Source organism: Clostridium sp. J1101437_171009_A5, from assembly GCF_015547905.1.
GTDB lineage: Bacteria > Bacillota > Clostridia > Oscillospirales > Oscillospiraceae > Pseudoflavonifractor_A > Pseudoflavonifractor_A gallinarum.
Window position 1 is genome coordinate 89,191 of sequence record NZ_JADMVY010000013.1, and the last position, 6,349, is coordinate 95,539.

Sequence of the window (6,349 nt, forward strand, 5' to 3'; positions counted from 1 at the left end):
CGCATGCCGGCCATCAACGTGAACCCCACCCGCATGGAACTGACCCGGCTGAAGGGCCGGCTCAAGACAGCTGTCCGGGGCCATAAACTGCTCAAAGACAAGCGCGACGAGCTGATGAAGCAGTTTCTGGATGTGGTGCGGGAAAACCGGGCCCTGCGCAAAAAGGTGGAAGACGCCCTCATGCAGGCCTATGGCTCCTTTACGGTGGCCTCGGCCCTCATGTCCGGCGAGATGCTGGAGCAGTCCCTGCTCTACCCCAAGCAGAGTGTGGAGCTGGATATGAGCTTCCAGAACATCATGTCGGTCAATGTGCCCGTCTACCACTTCAAGACCAAGAGCGAGGACCCCGGAGAGGTCTATCCCTACGGCTTTGCCACCACTTCCGGCGAACTGGATGACGCCGTAGACAGCATGGCATCCGTCTTTCGGGATATGCTCAAGCTGGCTGAGATCGAAAAGACCAGTCAGCTCCTGGCAGAGGAGATCGAAAAGACCCGCCGCCGCGTCAACGCGCTGGAGTATGTCAAGATCCCTCAGATGCAGGAGGCCATCAAGTATATCTCCATGAAGCTGGATGAAAATGAACGCGCCACCACCATTCGTCTGATGAAGGTGAAGGATATGCTTCTGAAGGAAGCCATCGAGGAGCGGCAGGAAGAGACCCGCCGTGCCATCGAGGCATCCGGAGGACACCTCGGCCAGGCGGAGGAAATCTGATCCCGGGCACAGACACACCGGTATTTCAAACCGAAATGCCGGTGTGCTTTTTTGTCCCATTTTGACAGGAAGGGCAAATGGGTGTATAATGACGACTCCTGCCACGAAAAGAAACATGGGAGAATTTCGAATGCAAACAGTTCAGATATCGAATCAAACAAAGAAAATTGGAACTTATTTTGGCAAAGCTGCCCTGCTGCTCCTGCCGCCCCTGAGCGCCTTCTGGCTCATGCAGTTTATCCTGGGGGCCATGCCCTGGGAGATGGGGGTGGGGATCACGCTGGCCAATACGGCGTGCCTGGCCGGGCTCTATTGGCTCGCCTGCGCCATTTCCGGCTATCCGGCCATCTGCTGCATCGTGCTGCACGCCGCGGCAGGGCTGTGGGGAGCGGCCAACTACTTTGTGTCCGTGTTCCGTGGGACTCCCATTCTGCCCTGGGATTTCACCGCGCTGGGCACTGCGGCGGCAGTAGCGGGAAGCTATCGGTATACGCTGACCTGGCAGATGGCCGCGGCTATGGCAATCATGGCGCTGCTGATCTGGGGACTGCGCCATCAGATTCGAGGGGGCACCTTCCGTCCCAGCCGCCGCAGTCTGCCCCTTCGGCTGGGCGGTCTGCTGTTGGGCGGGCTGTGCCTGTTCCCGGTGCTTCAGCCCCAGTGCCTGGCCGCCTTCGGCGTGGAGACCGACGTATGGGACCAGACCGGGGCGTACCGCAATGGCGGAGCGGTGGCTGTATTTCTGCGCAATACCGAATTTATGCAGGTGACGCCCCCGGAGGATACCACGGCGGAGCGAGTCTCGGCCATTGTGGAGGGAGCGGACGAGGTGCCCTCTGCGGCAGTAAACGTGGAACACCCCAATATCATCGCCATCATGAATGAGTCCTGGGCGGATTTTGAATCCTTTGGAAACCTCTCCCTTAGCGAGAGTTTGACCGACTACATTGATTCTCTGGACAATACGATCCGGGGAAAGGCATATGCCTCGGTCTTCGGCGCCGGTACCAGCGCCAGTGAATTTGAGTTTTTGACCGGCAACTCCATGGCCTTCCTGCCCTCGGGCAGCATCCCCTATCAGCAGTATGTGCTGGGCCCTACCGACTCCATGGCTTCCCTCCTGCGGGAGAACGGCTATGAGACCCGGGCCTTTCATCCGGGGGCCAGAACGTCCTGGCAGAGAAATATCGCCTACCCCCGCCTGGGCTTCGACACCTTTAAATGCAGAGAGGATATGGATGTGCCCCAGACGGAGGAGCATGGATATGTGAGCGATGCCTCGGACTTTGCCCAGCTGATCTGGGAATTGGAACACAAGGAGGAGGGGAAACCCCTGTTCCTCTTCAACGTGACCATTCAAAACCACGGGAGCTACACGGTGGAGGACTATCCCGCCGAGGTGACCTTGACCGATGAGCCGGGGATTTATCCCATGGCAGAGCAGTATCTGACCCTGGCGAATAAGACGGATGAGGCCTTTGCCCAGCTCATCTCCTATCTGGAGCAGATGGAGGAGCCCACGCTGGTGGTCATGTTTGGAGACCACCAGCCGTCCGTGGAACAGGCCTTCCTGGATAAGGCCTATGGTGTGACACAGAGTGAGATGACCATGGAGCAGTACATGGGGAAATTCCAGGTGCCCTTTGTGATCTGGGCCAATTATCCCCTTCCCCAGGAGGGGCCTGAGATCACCAGCCTGAACTTTTTGCGGCAGCATGTGCTGCGGTATGCCGGAATCGAGAGCAGCCTGTATGGGAATTTCCTGTGGCAGATGCAGGAGAGCGTGCCTGCGTTGTCCTTCCCGGGATATTGGGATACCCAGGGAAAGGCGTACAGCCATTTGGAGAGCAATGGGTACACGGAATGGATCCAGGACTATGAACGGGTCCAGTATAACAATCTCTTTGGCGGAGAAGAGCGGCAGGACGCGCTCTTTGGAAGACGCCAGAGCGACGGATAAACGGATGGAGCGGCGCATTCCGATTCGGAATGCGCCGCTCCATGTCAAAGAGGGGGAAAGAGAGTTATGAGGCACGCTCCACGGAGACCAGATCGGCAGTGATTTTCTCCGAATCAGCATCCAATGTGCCGGTATATGTAACGACGACGCGGTCGCCGGGAGCTACATGGGAGACATCGACACCATTGAGGCTGAATTGAAAATAGCTATCACCGGAGGCAAGAACCATATAATCCAATTCGGTATCCACTAGATAGAATGTGCCGGTTACAGTTTCGGTTTCAAGCTCCGGGGTGCTGGAGGGAGCTGGGGTGTCTGCGGGGAGTGATGCGGAGGGAGAAGGAGAGGGAGTGCCCCCTCCCAGTGCAGGAATACTGCAGGAACTTAACGCCAGACTGAGGACAAGACAACCTGCAAGGAGAAAGGGAACCTTTCTTCTGAGCATAAGATCACTTCCTAATATTGAAATGACCGGTACAAGGACACCGGTGGGCACAAGATATCACATGGTATGCGCAATGACAAGGGCTTTCCAGCAACCTTTATCCTTCCGTAAGAAAGTATCATACTTTATCAAAGAATTAGAAAGAAACCTGACAAAAGGATGAAGATCAGCTGTATAAAAAATAAGAGTTGGCCCACACTAAAATCAAGAACAAAGGAGGATGCGCAAATGGATATGACCAACCGGGAATACGGGGCCTATGTCAAAGCAAAAGCGGGGCGGTCGCCCCTCTGGAAAGACCTGATATGGGCCTTTCTGGTGGGCGGGCTGATCTGTGCCGGAGGGCAGGGACTGCGGCAGTTTTATATGAGCCGGGGTATGGATGCGGATGCCGCCGGAGGCGCGGTATCCATTACCTTGATCTTTTTGGCGGCTCTTCTGACTGGACTGGGGACCTTTGATAAGCTGGCCAAGCGGGCTGGCGCCGGAACGCTGGTCCCCATTACGGGATTTGCAAATGCCATGGTCTCCCCGGCGCTGGAATTCAAAAGCGAAGGACTGGTGACCGGTGTGGCAGCCAAAATGTTTACCATTGCGGGGCCGGTGTTGGTATTCGGCATCAGTGCCAGCGTGGCATATGGCCTGCTGCTGGTCCTCTTTGGATTAAACTAAAAAAATCCGCCCTTTGATAAAGGGCGGATTTTTTTAATGCTCATGATGAGAACAGTCGTGATGATGCTCGCCGCATCCGTGGTCGCCGCAGGTATGGCCCTCCTCATGATGGTGGTGGGAGCAGACCGTGTTGGGATCGTAACGGAGAGCGCCGGCCAGAAGGGCCGCCACATTTTCATCTGCGCTGCCGGAAGCGCCGGGGTAAAGCTGAATCCCGGCCTGGGCCAGCGCCGTGCGGGCGCCGCCGCCGATGCCGCCGCAGATGAGAACATTAACTCCGTGCTGCTGAAGGAAACCGGCCAGCGCGCCGTGGCCGCTGCCGTTGGCGTCAATGACCTTGGAGGAGAGGATCTGGGAGCCCTCTACCTCATAGACCTTAAACTGCTGGCAATGCCCGAAGTGCTGAAAAATCTGTCCGTTTTCATAGGTGACTGCGATGTTCATGCCAATGCCTCCTATTTTTTAGCTGATATACGTATTGTACACCTGTTTCTGACATAAGTCAATAAATAAAAGGCTCAGCGCTCCTCACTGGTCTGGCGGCGTGGGCAGGGCTTTCCACAGCAGCCATGGGCATGGGGACAGAGGTCATAGACACCGCCGCGGATGGAAAGCCGTTTTCCGCAGACCAGAGCCTCCGCCAGTTTGTGCCGGGCGGACTCATAAATAGCCTGCACGGTAGTGCGGGCAACCTTCATCTGCTGGGCACACTCCTCCTGAGAAAGGCCCAGGTGGTCAATGAGGCGGATGGCCTCGTATTCATCGATCGTCATGTCAATCTGACCGGTACAGGATTGGAGCGGCACAAACTCCACCACTTTGGGCAGCTGACAGATCCGCCTACGTTTGATTGGGCGTGCCATGAGACAGACCTCCTTTGTGTTTGGGGAAATCGCTTTTATGGTCATTATAGAGAAGAGCACAGTGAAAAGTCAATGGGGGACATGTGCAGAAGATTTTAGATGATATTTCTAAAAAGGCATTGACAAAACGGGAAAACAATAGTACAATATAGCCAGAAAGAAAGGAGAGAGTCCAATGTACTAGGACAGAAAAATCCTTTCCGTGGATCGATCCGAAGAGGAAGATCCATAGCAGCGCAAGTGATCCAGGCAAGAGAAGATCCAGACGTCACAAGTTCCAAACTACCTCACGTGTGTGAGAAAAAGCGCCAAAGCCCCGGAAGCGAAATATCGTTGAAGGAAGACTTAGCGTAGAAGAAGTTTTTGGGTAACTGCAAAGGCGAGGAACACTTCACCAGCAAGGATCTCAGCAAGCGCAAATCTGTAGAAAGCAAGAGGTTGAGACATGACGGAAATCCAGAATCAGAAGTAGCCCCCCAGCCACGATGGATGGCTGGGGGGTTGTGTTTTATATTTCGGATTTCCGAATCAGATCTCCCGAATATCATATGGCGTGGTCTGATATACATAGTAATTCAGCCAGTTCGTGTAGAGCAGCTGTCCGGCAGAGCGCCAGCGTACAATGGGAGGACGACTGGGATCATTGTCGGGGAAGTAGTTGGCGGGAACATCAATATCCAAGCCCTTCTCTACATCCCGTCGATATTCCTTGGCCAGGGTATCCGGATCATATTCCGGATGCCCCATGATATAGAACCGGCGACTGTCCTGGGTTTTGACGGCAAATACACCGGCCTGCTCTGACGTGGCGATGAGCTCCAGCTCGGGGCGGCTCAGGATATCATCTGCCCATACCTCGGTATAGCGGGAGTTAGGGGCAAAAAAGACATCGTCAAATCCGCGGAACAGGGGAGAGCTGGGCTTGAGCACCTTGTGCTCATAGACACCAAAGAGCTTTTTGGGGAGACTGCGCTTTTGAATTCCGTGATGGAAATACAGTCCTGCCTGGGCTCCCCAGCAGATATGAAGTGTGGAATGCACGTGGGTACGGCTCCACTCCATGATCTCACAGAGCTCCGGCCAGTAATCCACCTGGTCAAATTCCATATTCTCCACCGGAGCGCCAGTGATGATCATGCCGTCAAACTTCCGGTCCTTCACCTGGGAGAAGGTCGTATAGAAAGAAGAGAGGTGGGATTCATCGGTGTGGCGGGAGACATAGCTGCTGGTCTGAAGAAGCTCAACCTGGATCTGAAGCGGAGTGTTGGAGAGCTTTCGCAGGATTTGGGTCTCGGTCACGATCTTCGTGGGCATCAGGTTCAGGATCAGAACATTCAGCGGGCGGATATCCTGATGCATCGCCCGATATTCCGTCATGACAAAGATGTTTTCTCCCTCAAGGGTGGTGCGAGCGGGAAGAGAATCAGGAATACGAATTGGCATGGGCGACATCTACCTTTCTGTCCGGTTCGAGTTTGATAGGAATACTTATATAGAGTAGCACACTTCAAAAAGAGGCGCAATGTCCATTTCTCTTATATAGTAATTAAGGGGAGAGAAGGGGAAAACGAAAAAAGGAAAGAAAAAGTGAAAAAGGTGTTGACAAAAGTGGTGTGGGGTGGTATTCTATCTGAGCGCCTCACGAGAGGGCACTGAAACGAGTCGAAAAGTGAGAAGAAACCGAGCGGAAGC

The 6,349-nt window shown here is 54.6% G+C and carries 7 protein-coding genes; 3 read left to right on the forward strand and 4 right to left on the reverse strand.

Annotated features, from left to right (window positions below):
- Positions 1–3: 3 nt before the first annotated feature.
- On the forward strand, positions 4–717 hold the full coding sequence (locus I2C21_RS15105; RefSeq protein WP_195279655.1) for a V-type ATP synthase subunit D: 714 nt from the start codon (positions 4–6) through the stop codon (positions 715–717).
- A 130-nt stretch (positions 718–847) separates the two neighbouring features.
- The gene (locus I2C21_RS15110; RefSeq protein WP_195279656.1) at positions 848–2,677 is read left to right on the forward strand and encodes an LTA synthase family protein; all 1,830 of its coding nucleotides are present in this window, start codon (positions 848–850) and stop codon (positions 2,675–2,677) included.
- Between the two features lie 64 nt (positions 2,678–2,741).
- Here the strand turns inward: I2C21_RS15110 and I2C21_RS15115 are convergent, their stop codons facing one another.
- The gene (locus I2C21_RS15115) at positions 2,742–3,122 is read right to left on the reverse strand and encodes a hypothetical protein (RefSeq protein WP_195279657.1); all 381 of its coding nucleotides are present in this window, start codon (positions 3,120–3,122) and stop codon (positions 2,742–2,744) included.
- 228 nt (positions 3,123–3,350) lie between these two features.
- Between I2C21_RS15115 and spoVAC the strand changes: the two genes are divergently transcribed.
- Positions 3,351–3,794 (forward strand): stage V sporulation protein AC, encoded by a 444-nt coding sequence (spoVAC, locus tag I2C21_RS15120; RefSeq protein WP_101691084.1) that lies wholly within the window; start codon positions 3,351–3,353, stop codon positions 3,792–3,794.
- 33 nt (positions 3,795–3,827) lie between these two features.
- Here spoVAC and I2C21_RS15125 read toward each other — a convergent pair whose 3' ends face one another.
- The 3 genes from I2C21_RS15125 to metA form a co-directional block, all read right to left on the reverse strand.
- A complete protein-coding gene (locus I2C21_RS15125; RefSeq protein WP_195279658.1) occupies positions 3,828–4,238 on the reverse strand; it encodes a NifB/NifX family molybdenum-iron cluster-binding protein in 411 nt (136 codons plus the stop codon).
- A gap of 74 nt (positions 4,239–4,312) precedes the next feature.
- Positions 4,313–4,657, reverse strand: coding sequence for a DUF134 domain-containing protein (locus tag I2C21_RS15130; RefSeq protein WP_195279659.1), 345 nt, complete (start codon positions 4,655–4,657; stop codon positions 4,313–4,315).
- 528 nt (positions 4,658–5,185) lie between these two features.
- Entirely contained in the window at positions 5,186–6,100 is a 915-nt protein-coding gene (gene metA, locus I2C21_RS15135; RefSeq protein ID WP_101691087.1) for a homoserine O-acetyltransferase MetA, read from the reverse strand.
- Positions 6,101–6,349 lie beyond the last annotated feature (249 nt).